General features: G+C 74.2%; 11 protein-coding genes. 2 read left to right on the top strand and 9 right to left on the bottom strand.

All coding sequences use genetic code 11. From position 1 onward, the window contains the following. Positions 1-31: 31 nt before the first annotated feature. From ACIPEQ_RS05120 to ACIPEQ_RS05100, 5 genes are all read right to left on the bottom strand, one after another. Entirely contained in the window at positions 32-1,453 is a 1,422-nt protein-coding gene (locus ACIPEQ_RS05120) for a phytoene desaturase family protein (RefSeq protein ID WP_402714340.1), read from the bottom strand. After that, the gene (locus ACIPEQ_RS05115; RefSeq protein ID WP_126890133.1) at positions 1,450-2,346 is read right to left on the bottom strand and encodes a UbiA family prenyltransferase; all 897 of its coding nucleotides are present in this window, start codon (positions 2,344-2,346) and stop codon (positions 1,450-1,452) included. The genes ACIPEQ_RS05120 and ACIPEQ_RS05115 overlap by 4 nt, the downstream gene beginning before the upstream one ends. A gap of 105 nt (positions 2,347-2,451) precedes the next feature. Then, on the bottom strand, positions 2,452-3,318 hold the full coding sequence (locus tag ACIPEQ_RS05110; protein WP_402714339.1) for a L,D-transpeptidase: 867 nt from the start codon (positions 3,316-3,318) through the stop codon (positions 2,452-2,454). A 143-nt stretch (positions 3,319-3,461) separates the two neighbouring features. Next, the gene (locus tag ACIPEQ_RS05105) at positions 3,462-5,261 is read right to left on the bottom strand and encodes a phosphatase PAP2 family protein (RefSeq protein ID WP_402714338.1); all 1,800 of its coding nucleotides are present in this window, start codon (positions 5,259-5,261) and stop codon (positions 3,462-3,464) included. Positions 5,262-5,558: 297 nt separating this feature from the next. After that, positions 5,559-6,464: a lysostaphin resistance A-like protein gene (locus tag ACIPEQ_RS05100; protein WP_402714337.1), complete on the bottom strand. Its 906-nt coding sequence runs from the start codon at positions 6,462-6,464 to the stop codon at positions 5,559-5,561. Between ACIPEQ_RS05100 and ACIPEQ_RS05095 the strand changes: the two genes are divergently transcribed. Continuing rightward, positions 6,463-7,152, top strand: a complete 690-nt coding sequence (locus tag ACIPEQ_RS05095) for a metal-dependent transcriptional regulator (protein ID WP_402714336.1) — start codon at positions 6,463-6,465, stop codon at positions 7,150-7,152. The genes ACIPEQ_RS05100 and ACIPEQ_RS05095 overlap by 2 nt on opposite strands. A gap of 356 nt (positions 7,153-7,508) precedes the next feature. On the opposite strand, the gene ACIPEQ_RS05090 is transcribed toward ACIPEQ_RS05095, so the two are convergent. Next, positions 7,509-8,804 (bottom strand): sodium:proton exchanger, encoded by a 1,296-nt coding sequence (locus tag ACIPEQ_RS05090; RefSeq protein WP_402714335.1) that lies wholly within the window; start codon positions 8,802-8,804, stop codon positions 7,509-7,511. Between the two features lie 349 nt (positions 8,805-9,153). Beyond that, positions 9,154-9,798, bottom strand: coding sequence for a HEAT repeat domain-containing protein (locus tag ACIPEQ_RS05085; RefSeq protein ID WP_402714334.1), 645 nt, complete (start codon positions 9,796-9,798; stop codon positions 9,154-9,156). Positions 9,799-9,889: 91 nt separating this feature from the next. Here ACIPEQ_RS05085 and ACIPEQ_RS05080 point away from each other — a divergent pair, with 91 nt between their 5' ends. Continuing rightward, positions 9,890-10,843: an aldo/keto reductase gene (locus ACIPEQ_RS05080; protein ID WP_402714333.1), complete on the top strand. Its 954-nt coding sequence runs from the start codon at positions 9,890-9,892 to the stop codon at positions 10,841-10,843. 128 nt (positions 10,844-10,971) lie between these two features. On the opposite strand, the gene ACIPEQ_RS05075 is transcribed toward ACIPEQ_RS05080, so the two are convergent. Together ACIPEQ_RS05075 and pyrE are read right to left on the bottom strand one after the other, a co-directional pair. After that, the gene (locus tag ACIPEQ_RS05075) at positions 10,972-13,365 is read right to left on the bottom strand and encodes a septum formation family protein (RefSeq protein WP_402714332.1); all 2,394 of its coding nucleotides are present in this window, start codon (positions 13,363-13,365) and stop codon (positions 10,972-10,974) included. Beyond that, complete coding sequence (gene pyrE / locus ACIPEQ_RS05070; protein WP_058729844.1) at positions 13,362-13,913, bottom strand: orotate phosphoribosyltransferase; 552 nt, start codon at positions 13,911-13,913, stop codon at positions 13,362-13,364. The genes ACIPEQ_RS05075 and pyrE overlap by 4 nt, the downstream gene beginning before the upstream one ends. Positions 13,914-13,922 lie beyond the last annotated feature (9 nt).

The raw sequence follows: 13,922 nt of genomic DNA, 5'->3' as shown, positions 1-13,922 counted from the left end.
CGAGGGTGCGGGCGCGACGGCGCGGGCGCGCTCAGGCCGGGTTCGACCGGAGCAGCCGTGTCGTCGCGATCATCGCTCCGCCGACGACCGCCGGGATCCCGCCACCGGGGTGCACGGATGCGCCCACCCGCCAGAGCCAAGGCCGCCACCGGTCGTTGTACGAGGGCCGGTGGAACGGGCCGCTCTGCCACGGCGGACGCGCGGCCCCGTAGAGCGCCCCGTGCGGTTCACCCCCTGTGCCGTAGTACTCCGGGTCGAGGACCACGTGGTCGTCGAGCAGGTCCGTGATCGGACGGTCGAGGCCGAGCGCCACCGAGACCCGTTCGACCTCGCGCCGCACGAAGGGGTGGTCGATGTCGTAGTGCCCGCCGTCCGCCGGCGCGGTGAGCAGGACCCCCACGGTGCCGTGCGGGTTCGGCGAGAGCTCCCCCGCGCGGTAGTGGTTGACGAACACCATGGTGTCCGCCGGCTCGTCGCCCGCCTCGAGGCTCCGGTGCAGTGCGTCCGGCTTCGTCGGCAGCACCACGCTGTGCGTCGCGAGGCCCTCCGGCAGTTCCTCGCGCAGCACGCCGTACAGCGCGACGGCGGAGCAGGAGAGCGCCCGGGGCCGGGAGCGTGGGCGCGGCAGCGCGGTCAGCGGGGACGGCCCGGTCAGCGCGGCCAGCCGGTCGGCGTCGAGCGCGCTGACCACGAGGTCGGCGGGGTGGCGTCCGCCCTCGGTGGTGACCCCACCGCGGTCGATGTGGGTGACGGCCTCGCCGGTGCGGACGTCGACACCCGCTGCTTCGGCCAGGCGCTGCAGGGCGAGCACGACCTCGTACACGCCGCCCTCCGGTACCCACGCGCCGGTCTCGGCCATGATCGCCGGCATGCTCGCGTAGAGCGCCGGGGTGCGTGCGGGTGAGACCCCCGCGTTCAGGGTGTGGATCGCGATGATCTCGCGCAGCCCGTCCGGCAGCCACGGCAGCCCGTCGAGGTAGGCGCGCGTGGTGAGCCGCGAGCCGTACACCGAGAGCAGGCGTCGGACGGCCGGCAGGGCGGCCCGGTCGAGCGGGTCGGCGAGCAGGAGCCGGGTGACGTCGTCGGCGAGCGGCGCGTGCAGGTCGGCGAACCGTCGCCACGCCGGGTACCAGGGGTGGTCGGGGCCCACCGGCAGCGCGGTCTCCTCGCCCCGGTGGAAGTACCGCCCCACCTCGGGCATGCGCACCAGGTCGAGGTGCCCGTCCTCGCCGGAGCGGCCGCCGAGTCGCCGCAGCAGCTCGTCCCACACCGCCGGGAAGGTGACGAGCGACGGCCCGGTGTCGATCCGGTCCGACCCGAGCTGGATGCGCCGGCTCTTGCCACCGAGCCGGTCCGAGGCCTCGAGCAGGGTCACCCGGTGCCCCGCACGGGCGAGCAGGGCGGCGGCGGTGAGGCCACCGATCCCGCCTCCGACGACGACGACACGACTCACCGCGTACCTCCGAGCACGATGGACACCAGGAGCAGCACCCCGGCGAAGGACCCCGCGATGTACGGGAAGGCGACCGACAGCCGGTACAGGCGGTGCCCGGTCTCCGGGGTCGGTGCACGGAGCAGGCTCACGACGAGGACGCCCGCGATGAGCAGGTTGACGGCGGCCACCGGGAGGCTCACCACGGCGAACAACACCGTCGAGACGATCCACCAGGCGCCGCTCCACAGCGCGGTCCCCCGGGGTCCGAGTCGCACCGCGGTCGTGGTGATGCCGGCGTCACGGTCCTCGACGATGTCCTGCACGGCGTCGAAGGCGTGCTTGGCGACGCTCCAGGCCATCAGCCCGACCGCGGCCGGCCACACCGGTTCGTCCCCGAGGGCGTACGGCACGATGACGAGCGGCAGTGCGTAGGCCGCGTTGCTCAGCGAGTCGAGGTACGGCCGGGCCTTGAACCGCAGTGGCGGTGCCGAGTAGCCGACGAAGACGGCGGCGTAGAGCAGGATCGCGACGTTCGCGAGCGGCGGCAGTGTCAGCAGGAACGCGACGAGGAACGGCACGTTGACCACGGCGACGGCCCAGACGATGAGCCGGACCTCGGACTGCCGGATCCTGGCGCCCTCGATCGACCCCTTGCGGGGGTTGGCGGCGTCGGTGTCCTGGTCGAAGACGTCGTTCACGCCGTAGATGAGCAGGTTGAACGGCAGGGTCAGCCAGATCAGGATCGGCAGCGCTCGGAGGTCGAACAGCGCGCCGGTCAGCCACACTGCGACGAACCCCGAGCCGATCGTGTTGATCCACAGGACCGGCCGCGAGATGTGGACCAGTCGACGCACGGTGGCACCGGCCCCGGACGGCACGGTCCTGGGCAACTGTCCGGTCCCGTCGGTCACCGGCCCGAGCGTACCCGGAGCGCCCGACCGCGGGCCGGGGTGCGCTCCCGCACCGGCACCGGCACCGGCACCGGCACCGGCACCGGCACCGGCAACCGCACCGGACTACTCCACCGTGACGAGGGTCCCGAGCGGCAGCGCGTCGATCGCCGCGACCCCGTCGGACGAGAGCCGCACGCACCCGTGGGACACCGCACCCGCGGCGGCGGCGTTCCAGTGCAGGCCGATGAGCCCGCCGTCCGAGCCGCCGTACGGTTCGTCGGCCGCGCTCGAGTGCAGCGACGTCAGCTGGATCGGGTGGTCACCGGTCCCCTGCGCGGGGTCGACGTACCGCTGCTCCAGGTAGCCCGTCACCCCCGTCGGCGTCGGGGTGTCCGACGTGCCGATCCCGGCGGGGAAGCTCCGGGAGACCTGCCCGGACGACGACACGATCGACACCGTCTGGTCGGCCGTCGAGATGACCACGTGCGAGGTCGGCGTCGCCTGCTGCACGAGCGTGTCCCGCGGCACCCAGGCGGCGGTCTGCGCAGCAGCGTGCCCGTCGGCCGCCGAGGGCAGCTCCTGCCGCGCCGGCGTGAGGACGAGCTCCCACGCCCCCTCGTGCCGCAGCCCCACGACGGTGGTCGGCTGGCCGAGGAAGTCGGCGGCAGCGAAGCGCGCGACGGGGTGCTGCCGGTCCGACCCGAAGAGCGGGGCGTCGGCGCGGAGTCGGAAGACCTCGGCGGACGACACGGTCCGGTCGACGGGCAGCAGGCCGCCGACCACGGCCGAGTAGCGGGCCTCGGGCAGTGCGGCGAGCGCCGTCGCGTCGACGTCGGGGACGCTCGGCATCGTGCTCGCCGTGGCCGTGGGGGTGCGGTCCGCCGCGGAGGGCACAGCGTCGCCGCCGGTCAGCACCGGGACGGCGATCGCGGCGGCGGCGACCACGACGGCGGCGATGCCGACGGTGGTCCAGGTCTTGAGGTACGGCACAGGGGCCTCCGGTGGTGCGAGGGGGCGAGGGGGTCAGGGGCGACGGACGGGAGGCACGGGGCGGGCCGGTCCCGTGCCTCCCGTCGGGTGGGTGCGGACGGGAGGCACGCCACGGTCCGGTCCCGCGCCTCCCGTCCGGTGGGTCAGCCGCTGACGACCGGCAGGTGCACGCCGGCGGGGACCGTCCCGGTGGCGCCGGTGCCGCTCGCCGTGCCCGTGCCGCCGGTCGAGCCACCCTGGCTCGGCGCCGCGGTCACGGTGATCGCGAGCGGCGACACGAGCACCGAGGTACCCGACGCGTCGACCAGGTCGAGCGTGTGCGCGCCGACCGCGGCGTCCGCGGGGATCACGACCGAGCCGGTCGCGGTGCCGTCCGCGCCGACGGTGAGCGTGCCGACCACGACCGGGTCGGAGTGCAGGACGACCTGCAGGGTGGCGCCGGCGGGGAGACCGGTGCCGGCGAGGGCGAGGGTCTTGCCGGCCTGCACCGAGGTGCCCTCCGGGGCGGTCAGCACACCGGAGACGACGCGCGCCTGACCACCGGTCGAGACGACCTTCGCGGTGCCGTCCGCGCCGACGGCGACGGTCGCGCTCGTCGCGGCCGCGAGGTCGAGCCGCTCCCACGAACCGTTCGCGGTGCCGGACTGGTCGAGGGGGTACCCCGACGCGATCTCGGTCTGTGCGAGCACCTGCTCGCGCTGCGCGTCGGTCAGGGTCGGGAAGGTCGACAGGAGCAGGTTCGACGCGCCGGTCGGGACCGACGGGGCGAGACCAGCGGTCCCGGTCTGCGCGAAGCCGTAGGTCATGCGCTCGCGGTAGACCTGCGCGGCCGAGGCGCGGTCGGTGACGACCTGCGCGGTGCCGCCGGGCATCGCCTGGCCGCCGTAGGGGTCGTCGGTGTACGGCTGCTCCGCCGCGATGCAGTTCGCGAGGGTGTCGCCGCACTCCGCCTCGAGGTACTTCGTGAGCTCGGCGCGGGCCGGCTCGAGGACCTCGGTGCGGTACTGCGTGTCGGACCAGCGGGCGGCCAGGGCGGCCTCGCCGTCGATGCGTCCGCCCATGATGTCGAGCGGGTAGTGGACGCCGAGGACGATGCGGTCGTTGCCGGCCTCGGAGGCGCGGGCGAGGATCTCCGGTGCGAGCTCGGGCACGAGCGTGGCGAGCGTGATCCCCGCCTGGTACGCGGTGGTGGTGTGCCCGGACGGGTACGAGCCGCCGGTGCAGATGCCCTTCTGGCCGTAGCCGGCGTCGAGCACGACGTCGTTCGGCGAGAACTCGTGCGTGGTGTCGGTCGTGGCCGGCACCCGCGTGATCGTGAGGTTGCCCTTCGCGTCCGCCCAGGCCTTGCCGGTGCGGTTCGCCGCGAGCGACGACGCGTTGATCTTCGCCGGGTTGCAGTTCACGGTGTCGTCGCCGGCGGGCAGCGTCGCCGCGGTGTCGGACGGCAGGTAGGGCCGCGGGTAGCTGTAGTGCGCCTTCGCGTCACCGGTGTTGACGTAGCCGCCGCTCGTGCCGCCGGTGGACTTGATCAGGGCGTCGGTCAGGGGCAGCTCCCCCGCGTGACGCCCGTCGACGAACAGCTTGCTCAGTTCGGCGCCGAGCCCCTGCGACACCGTGAACGACTGGTCGTAGGCAGTGCGGGCGGTGTTGTCGTACTCGGCGTCCTGCAGCGCCCGGAACTGCTGCGCCGTCGTGGCGTGCTGGTTGATCCACGACGTCAGCTGGTCGTTCTTCGCCAGCGTCGCCGGGTCGTTCACCGTGCCGTGCAGGTCGTTCCCCCCGCTCGACGTCCAGTACTGGTCGTACCCGTTCAGCAGCGACACGAGGTCGGGCGTGGTGGAGTCGCTCGGGTACGTCGCGGCCTGGGCGGCGAGCGGTGACCCGAGCACGAGTGCGGTCGCGACGGTGGCGACGGTCACTCCGCGGACGGCGGATCTGCGCATGTGGTGGTGGTCGCCCGGGGGCGACGCCCCTTCCTGTTGTACCGGTGTGGAAACAGGGTGAACCTAGGGACGGGTGGTTGCCGGACGGCGAACGGTCCCCCACCCGGGGGTGAACCGGGCCCCAGGCTGTGCGCATTCGCAGCGCCCGGTAGCGGCCGGGGGCGGGGGCGGGGGCGGGGGCAGCGGGCGCGGGCGCGGGCGCGGGCGGGTTCTCCGCGAAAGCGACAGAACGCGCGCAACTGTTCGCGGCAGCCTGTCGCTCTCGCGGGGGAGACCGGCCCTCGGGCGGCTGCCGGGTCAGACCGCGGACGGGAGGCGCGGCTCGTCCACCTGCACCGCGAGCGCCCCCATGGGCGGAACCGTCCGCCACCGGCGCCCGAGGCGACGGGCCCGGTCGTCCCGCCACGCGACCACGCCGCCGGCGGCCAGCCCGAGGGCGAGCACCGCGAAGGCGAACAACCCGATGAACCCGGCGGGCGCCATCCGCGCCAGGTCCTGCGTCGGCACGGTCGCCGAGACCGCGATCGACCCGAAGTCCCAGGCGGCGTGCAGCAGCACGGGCGCGAGCAGGTTCCCGGTCAGGCGCCGGGCCAGGTACAGCGTGGACCCGAACGACGCCGCGAAGACGACCTGCACGACGGTCACGCCGACCCCCGCACCCGCGAGGACGTTGAGGAAGTGCAGCAGCCCGAACAGCGCGCACGACGCGATCCACACCCCGAACTCGGGCAGCCGCCGTCGGAGCCCGACGAGCAGGACGCCGCGCGTGAGCAGCTCCTCGAACACCCCGACGAAGAGGACCCCGACCCCGAGCAGCACGAAGTACCGCACCGGCTGCGCGTCCCACTCGACGAGCGGCAGTCGGGCCAGGCACACCGCGGCGATCAGGGCCGGCGCGGTGAGCGTCCAGCGCAGTGTCGTCCGGCGCCGGTCCACGGTCGCGATCGGCCACCAGCCGAGGGCGGTGACGTAGGCGCAGAGCACGAGCACCGCGATGCCCTCGGGCAGCACGAGTGCCCCGACGACACTGTCGACCGTCTGCCCGAGCGTGCCGTAGTCGTCGCTCGGCCGCGAGCGCCAGGCGCTGACCGCGGCGAAGGCGACGAGCGGCAACAGGCCGAGCAGGATCGACGGGGGTACCGGCCAGCGGCGACGCCGGACGGATGCCGTCGTGGTCGCCCGTCGTCCGTACCATTGACGCATGCGCCTGCCCTCCCTCTCCACCATGGCAGAGGACTACGTGAAGCTCGTGTGGAAGGCCGGCGAGCGTGGCGGCGAGGGGCTCGCGACGCGGGACATCGCGGCGGCGCTCGGGGTCTCGGCGTCGACGGTGTCGGGCAACCTCCGGAAGCTCGACCGCGACGGCCTCATCGAGCACACCCCCTACTACGGCGTCGTGCTCACCCCGCTCGGGCAGCAGGTCGCCGTGGCGATGGTCCGCCGCCACCGACTCATCGAGACCTACCTGGTGCAGCGGCTCGGCTACTCGTGGGACGAGGTCCACACCGAGGCCGAAGCGCTCGAGCACGCGGTGTCCGAGACCTTCCTCGACCGGGTCGACGCCGACCTGGGCCACCCGACGCACGACCCGCACGGCGACCCGATCCCGGCGGCGGACGGCTCGGTCCCGTCGTCGCCCGGAACACTGCTCGGGTCGATCGAGCCCGGCGCGTGCGGGACCGTCGACCGGGTGTCCGACGACGACCCGGCACTGCTGCGGTACTTCGACGAGCTCGGCGTCGCCCTGGGGACCCACCTGCGGGTGGAGCGCGTCCGTGACTACGCGGGGGTGATCGCCGTCGCGCGCCGGACTCCCGACGGTGAGGAGTCCCTCGTCGACCTGCCCGCCGCCGCAGCCTCCGCCATCTGGCTCGCCCCCGACGCCGACTGAGGCCGCCGCCGCCCGGGCCCGCCGGCCCGCCGGCCCGCCCGCTTCTCGAGCGGGCACTTCCTGTCGCACTCGGCGGCTGCTGCCGACGGATCCCGCCCGCCCAACGGCATGCACGCGGCATGTCCTGCCCGTTCGGTGCGGCTGGTGCCCCACGGCCGGACGGGAGGCGCGGTGCCAGCCCGCCCCGCGCCTCCCGTCCGTGCGCTGGCCCGAGCGAGCCCGTTCCGTCACCCTCGACGGTCGTAGGCGACGGATCCTGCGCACACGTCGGAACGCACGCGGCGTGTCCTGCCCGCTCGGCGGGCGCGGTGCGATGCAAGCCCGCCGCCTCGGCCCCGCCGCCCCGCTGCCGCCGCCTACGCGGCCGGAGCGCCGGCGACCCCACCCCGCCGGAACGGTGCCCGCAGCGTCGGCACGACGTCCTTCCGGTTGACCCACAGCACCACGAGCGCCGCGACCACGTGCACGCCGCTCAACACCCACCGCCCGCTGGTGTCCGTCACGACGAACTGCACCGCGAACAGCGCCACGAGCGCGATCGCCGACCACCGGTGGAAGCGCAGCGCGATGATGATCGCCACGCCCAGCACGGTCTGCGACGCGGTGAGCACGAACTCCTCGACCTGCCGGCCGTCGAGCGGCAGCCCGCCCGAGGTCCCACCGCCCAGCACGTGCGCGATCGGCAGCGAACCGACGAGCAGCGACCACTGGTTGACCTTCGACGCGATGAGCGTGCCGATCGCCGCGCCGCCCATGCCCCGCAGCGCGAAGAGCGCGGCGACGATGAACTCTGGCGCCTCGGTCGCGAGCGGCGCGAGCCACTGCACGAGGAAGTAGCTGTCGATGCCGAGCGCGCTGCCCGAGGCGACGAGGGCCTCGGCGAACGGCTCCGCCGACGACAGGATGACGGCGGCGGCCACGACGAACAGCGCGACGATCGTCCACCGGCGCGCACGCTGCGGCATCGAGGCGATGTTGCCCGCCATGCCGACCATCTCCTCGTCGTCGCCGTCGTCCGGCGCCTGCGACGCCCGCCACAGGTAGGCGACGAACGCGGCGAGCAGCACGAACCCGAACCACAGCGGGATCGAGCCCATCAGCGGGATGAGGAACGCGACGACGGCCAGGAGCGCCAGGAACCCGATGTCGAGCCGCGAGGACTGCTCGAGCTGCAGCACCTTCGTGGCCGACCGGGGCAGCGTGCCGGCGCGGACGTACCGGCGGGCGACGAGCAGCGAGATCACGACGACGAGCGGCCAGCCGAACCCGAGCAGCAGCCGGTTCGACCCGGTCATGTTCGCGGCGGCGAACTGCTCGTACGACGGGTCGTACCCGGAGCGGAACGCGTAGTACAGGTCGACGGCGTACTCGGGCAGGACCGCGATGAGCGCGAGGATCGCGATCGCGAGGGCACCGGAGATGTCCTTCTGCGCGGCCTCGGCGGCCCAGGCGAGCAGGAACGAGGCGGCGACGACGGCCCCGCCGAAGACGAGCAGGTCGACGACGGGGTTCGGGGCGAAGCCGGTGACGCGGAAGACGACGGCGGGCAGGGCGATCGCGATGCAGATCGCGATGCGCCCCCAGGCGCTGCGGCCCATGCGGGCGGTCGGTGTTCCGGCCTCTGCGGCGCGGACGGATGCGGTGTCGATCACGGGGTGGTCCCTTGGGAGGGCCGCACCGATCGCGCAGGGGTGGGGAGCGCTTCGGCACGGCAGAACGGCCGAAGGTCTCGCTCGCCCGCCGGGTGGGACCGGCAGGTGGTGCACCGGGCCGATCGTCGTGATGGCCAGTGTGTCGATGCACGCGCTGGGAGCTACTCCCCTTCGACATCCACCTTGGCGCGCTCCGATCGGCGCGCGCAAGCCGATCGGGCCTGTTCGGCGACCCGAATCCGGGTCTTCCGCGACCCGCCCCGGAACGGCGGGACACGTGCTCGGCGCGCATGTGACGGACAGGAGGCTCGTGGCGGACACGGCCACGAGCCTCCCGTCCGTCAGGTGGTCACCCCGAGGCGCGCCCGCCGCGTCCGAGCGCCATCTCGCGTCGGGCGCGCTCGAGCGCGAGGGCCGACCCGGCGTCGGGGTCGGCGAGCAGGCGCTCGGTCTCGGTGACGTGCTCTCGGACGGCCGCGCCACGGCGTTCCGCGGCGTCCGTCAGGACGGGGGCGACGGCCTCCTCGCCGAGGGTGACGAGCGCCCGGCTCAGCGCGAGTCGGGTCTCCCGGTCGCCCTGGCCGAGCTCGCGTGCCAGTCGTCGGGCGAGGGCGGGTCCCTCGTCGGCCGGAGCGAGCAGGACGGCCGCGCGCCAGGCCGTCCGACGCACACCGGGGTCGTCGTCACCGAGCCGCTCGGCGACCTCGGGGTACACGGACCCGTCGCGGATCTTCGACAGGGTGTGGAGCGCCTGGGAGCGCGCCTGCGCCTCCGGGCGGTGCAGCTCCTCGAGCAGCCGGGGCACGACGGTCTCCGCCGGCAGCCTGACGAGTGCCCAGGTCAGGGCCTCGCGCACCTGCAGGTCCGGCTCGACGGCGCAGTGGTCGACGAGCACCTCGAGGTCCTCGAGGCGCGCCTCGGTGCCGGCGGCCATCACGACGCGGAGGCGGACGGACGAGCGGGGGTCGGTGAGGTCGTCGGCGAGGGTCGTCATCCCCTCATGCAACACCGGGAACCCGCTGGTCACGTGCACGGGACCGGGGCATAGCGTGGACGGGACCCGTACCGCACCGGAAGGAATCGTCATGCCCCGCATCGGAACCAGTGACCTGCACGTGTTCCCCCTCGCCCTCGGTGGCAACGTCTTCGGCTGGACCGCCGACGAGCAGACCTCGCACCGGGTGCTCGACGCGTACACCTCGGCCGGCGGCGACTTCGTCGACACCGCGGACGTGTACTCGGCGTGGGCACCGGGCAACGAGGGCGGCGAGTCGGAGCGCGTCATCGGCTCGTGGCTCCGCGCGTCCGGGAAGCGCGACGACGTCGTGATCGCGACGAAGGTCTCGCAGCACCCGCAGTACAGCGGCCTGTCGGCGTCGAACGTCGCTGCGGCTGCCCGTGCGAGCCTCGAGCGACTCGGGACCGACCGCATCGACCTGTACTACGCGCACTTCGACGACCAGGACACCCCGCTCGAGGAGACCGTGCGCGCGTTCGACCAGCTCGTGCAGGAGGGCCTCGTCCGGCACACCGCGATCTCGAACTACTCCCGGTCGCGTGCCGAGGAGTGGATCCGCATCGCGAAGGAGAACGGGCTGGCGCTGCCGGTCGCGATCCAGCCGCACTACAACCTGGTGAACCGTGAGCCCTACGAGTCGGACATCGCCCCGCTCGCGGCGTCCGAGGGGCTGGGCGTCGTGCCGTACTTCGCCCTGGCCGCCGGGTTCCTGACCGGCAAGTACCGGACGAAGGACGACTTCGCCGGCAAGGACCGCGAGGGGCAGGTGTCGGGCTACTTCTCGGACGAGGGGCTCGCGGTGGTCGATGCACTCTCCCGCATCGCCGAGGCGCACGAGGTCGAGATCGCATCGGTCGCCCTCGCGTGGCTGCAGGCACAGCCGGACGTCGTCGCGCCGATCGCCAGTGCGCGCAACACCGAGCAGCTGCCGGCGCTGCTGGCGTCCGCGGACCTGGAGCTCAGCGCCGACGAGCTCCGTACCCTGGACGAGGCGTCCGCGGAGGTCCCCGCCGCGTCCTGACCCGGCGGGCGGGCGGGCGGTCAGGCGCTCTCGCGAAACGCAACGTCGGCGGTTCCTCGCAGCGGGAGAGCGCTGCGAACAGCCGCCGACGTTGCGTCTTGCGGATGAGGAACCCGGCGGGCGGGTGGTCAGGCGCCGTCGGGGGCCAACGAGCCCGTCAGCTGCCCGCCGGACGAGCGCGTCGCGAAGCACGAGATGAAGGTGTTGCCGCGGTCCCAGGTCTCCTGGTCCGGCGCGTAGGAGCCCTGCACCTGCACGTCGCCGTAGTCCGCCGCCGCTGCGGTGTCGATCGCCTGTGACGTCTGGCACACCTTCGCAGCCTGGGCCGCGAGGTCCTCCGGCCCGGGCCACGCCCCCGCCTCGACCTGGATCCGGGCGGTCAGCTGCGCGGCGTGCGCGGCCGAGCAGTCGACGACCGTGAACGTCTGCGCCCAGGCGTCGGTGAAGGGCGACAGGCACTCGCCGCCCGCGAGGTCGGTCCACGCGTGCTCGCCCGGTGTCGCCTGTGTCGTCGCGAACTGCAGCGGCTGCGCAGGGGCGGCCGCTGCCTCGGAGGACTGCTCGGCCGTCGGCTCGTCCGACGGAGCCGCCGACGCAGCCGCCGACGTCGCACTCGCCGCGGGAGCGGTCTCCTCGCTGATCGAGTTCCCGAGGATCCAGCGGGTGAGCCCGAAGACCGCCACGAGCAGCACCACGATGAGCACCACTGCACCGATGACGAGCAGTTGCTTGCCCCGCTTGCCCTCGCCCGCGAGCCGTCCGAAGCCCTCGTTGATGAAGTTGTCCCGGCCGCCGGCGTCGCCCGCTGCCGGAGCGCCGGTCGTCGCGTCACGACCAGGGGTCCGGGCCGTGGTGGCGGCCGGAGCCGGAACCGCGGGCATCATGCGCGTGCCCGGGTCCTCGGGGTCGTACCCGGTGCCGCCGAGCTGCCCGACCGCCGCCGTGCCGAACAGGTCCTTGATGACGCTCGTGTCGCTCGTCTCGCGGCCGTCCCACTCGTCCTGGTCGAGGTCGTCCGGAGCCGCAGCGGGCAGGCGTTCGACGACCTGGTCGTCCTGGTCCTCGCGGCGGTCGTGGTGCCGGTCCTCGGCCGCGCCGGTCAGCCCGCGCAGGTCCTGGCCGACCGAGGGCGGCAGGTGCGCCGGGTACGCCGCTGCGCCGTCCGACGGCGACGGTTCGACCAGCGGCGGGGCTGCCGTCGGGGGCACGGTGGTGTCGGGTTCCGCCCACCAGGGGGTGGCTGCCGCACCGACCGGCTGCGGGAGACCCGAGTCGGCGTCGCCCGAGCCGGCGTCGCGCACGTCGTGTCGGTCATCCGCCTGCACAGCCGGCAGCGCCGTCGTGCGGGCATCGTCGTCGCGATCGTCGACGTGATCGTCGTGCTGCTCGGCCTGCACGGCCGGCAGCGCCGTCGTGCGGACGCCATCGTCCGGGCCGTCCTCCGCCGCGTGGTCCGCAGCCACGTCGGCAGCAGGAGCCGGGTCGGGGGCCGGAGCCGGAACCGGGTCCGGCGCGTCCGTCGGCACCGGCTCGGCCGTCGGCACCGGCGCCGGTGCCGGTGCCGCGAGCAGTCCGCTCGGGAGCCCCCCGGCCGGGGTGTCCACCTCGCCCGACACGACGTCGTCGTCCGACTCGTCCGCGAGCGACCACGACCCACCGCCGAAGGCCGTCGTGTCGAACCGGTCGGTCGTCAGCGTCGTCGGGACCTCACCGGTCTCGTCGTCGCGGATCGCCCAGTCGAACGGACGCTCCGTCGCGCCGGTCGACGCGGCATCCTCTGCACCCTGCAGGCGGAGCAGCTCGGTGAAGCTCGGCGGCTCGTTGGTCGGCGCGGCCGGTGCCGGCGGCAGGACGTTCCCGACCCCGAGGGGCTGCGCGACGGGACCGGTCGGGGTCGGCGCCGGAGCCGGTGCCTGCGAGCCGGTGGCGCGGCCGAGCCAGTCGACGTCGCTCCGCCCCTGGCCGAAGGGGTCCGCGCGCCGACGCTCCTCGTCGACGGCGCGGTTCTCCGCGGCGCGCTCGTCGCGGTGGCGCATCGCCGTGGGCAGCGAGATCGAGGACGGGTGCGAGGCCGTGCTCGTCGGCGGAACCGGCGCGGCGGGCGGGATCCGCTCCCCCAGCGTCTCGCGTTCGTGCTCGACGGCCGCCTGCGGGTTCTCCGAGGGTTCGCGGAGCTCGGTGTCCATCCGGATCGCCTGCGTCGCCCCGGCGTCGTCGGGGTCGGGTCCCGCTGGCACCGGGGACGCGTCGGCGGCAGCGGCAGGCTCGCTCGGCGCCGGCTCGAACGGCTCCGGCAGCGGCGCACCGGTCTCACGCGCGGCCCGCTCCGCCTCGCGCCGCTCGCGGCGCGAGGGCCACTCGTCGGCCGCGCGCGGCGCACCGAAGATGTCGGCGGCACTGCGGAGACCGCGGAACGGAGCGTCCGGGGCGGACGCGCGCAGGGCCTCCCGGTCGTCCGCCCCGTCTGCCGGGCCGGCCGTACCGTCGGGGTCGCGCGCGTCGTCCGGACGCTCCCCGGTCACGCGCTCAGCCCCAGGTCGGCCAGCCCGATCGCCGCGAAGTAGGGGTAGCCGGCCGCCTCGATGCGCTCCTTCGCGCCGGTGTCGCGGTCGACGACGACGGCCACGGCAGCGATGATCGCGCCCTCGCGCTCGAGCGCCTCGGCGGCCTTCAGCGGCGAGCCGCCCGTGGTGGAGGTGTCCTCGAGGACGACGACGCGCTTGCCGCGGACGTCGGGCCCCTCGACCTGACGGCCGCGGCCGTGGTCCTTCGGCTCCTTGCGCACGACGAACGCGTCGTAGGCGAGCCCGCGCGCCGCGGCCTGGTGCAGCACGGCGCTCGCGATCGGGTCGGCGCCCATCGTGAGGCCTCCCACAGCGTCCACGTCCGGCACCTGCTGCAGCAGGTCCGTCATGACCTGGCCGATCAGCGGAGCGACCCGGTGGTCGAGGCTGACCTTGCGCAGGTCGATGTAGTACGACGCCTGCTTGCCGCTGGTGAGCGTGAAGTCGCCGTGGAACACCGCGTCTGCGGAGATGTGCTGGATCAGCTGGTCGCGCGTGTCGGTCACAGCCCACAA

Source organism: Curtobacterium sp. NPDC087080, assembly GCF_044745105.1.
Classification (GTDB): domain Bacteria; phylum Actinomycetota; class Actinomycetes; order Actinomycetales; family Microbacteriaceae; genus Curtobacterium.
The sequence above is the reverse complement of the archived record's forward strand: the minus strand, read 5'-3'. Positions and strand labels throughout refer to the sequence as shown.